This is a genomic window from Halorubrum sp. SP3 (assembly GCF_005435195.1).
GTDB classification, from domain to species: Archaea; Halobacteriota; Halobacteria; order Halobacteriales; family Haloferacaceae; genus Halorubrum; species Halorubrum sodomense.
This window is the reverse complement of sequence record NZ_SGTU01000200.1, coordinates 1-709: the sequence shown is the minus strand read 5'-3', so window position 1 is coordinate 709 and position 709 is coordinate 1. Positions and strand designations below refer to the sequence as shown.

Sequence of the window (709 nt, the reverse complement as noted above, 5' to 3'; positions counted from 1 at the left end):
CGTAGGAGTCGACCTCGCGGTCCTGGAAGCCGTACACGCCCGTCGCTCCGGGGTTCTTCCCGGTCGTGAGGCTCGGCCAGCACGCGCTCGACTCGGGCGGGACGATGCTCTCCAAGCGCCCCCCGGAACCGGTCTCGGCGATGTCGGTCAGGTTCTCGAAGACATCGGGGTGGTCCTCGACGAGATCGAGTGGGACGCCATCAATGCCGAGGAAGACAACACGGTCGTCATCATCGTCACGCAGCCGGTCAAACAGACCCATGTACATGGCGTGTAGACGATCTAACATACTCCTTACGCTCTTGCGCGCTAGGGGGCGCTACCGAGTACTAGTTCCAGTTGGAGCAGATATCGTGATGGCCTCTTCGCATACGATAGTAAGCGGTTGCCGAAATCGAATATCGCGAGACGATCGACAAAATGATGGCCTGAATCGATAGACGGTGCCGGCACCACAGTAGCGGTACAGATCTCTACTGAGAACCCGGTGATGTGTTTCTCGTGGAGATCCCATCTCTCAGAGGACCAGAGAGGAAGTCCACGGCTTCAGTCGTGGGTCACTGACGGCGCTGCTGGCTCACGGCAACGCGTGTTCCGGCGACATCGCCCCCTGACCGGAACGGCGGTACGACGGACCCCGAACGCACCGCGCGTCCGTGAGGTCGCCGAGCGTCAGTCCTGCGGCAGTGACTGGTCGGCGGGCTGGCCA

At 61.6% G+C, this 709-nt stretch carries 1 protein-coding gene; it reads right to left on the bottom strand.

What is annotated here, in order from left to right; all coding sequences use genetic code 11:
* Window positions 1-262 (bottom strand): alkaline phosphatase family protein (locus EXE42_RS16200; RefSeq protein WP_199240792.1); only part of this gene is annotated, 262 nt, incomplete at its 3' end.
* Window positions 263-709 lie beyond the last annotated feature (447 nt).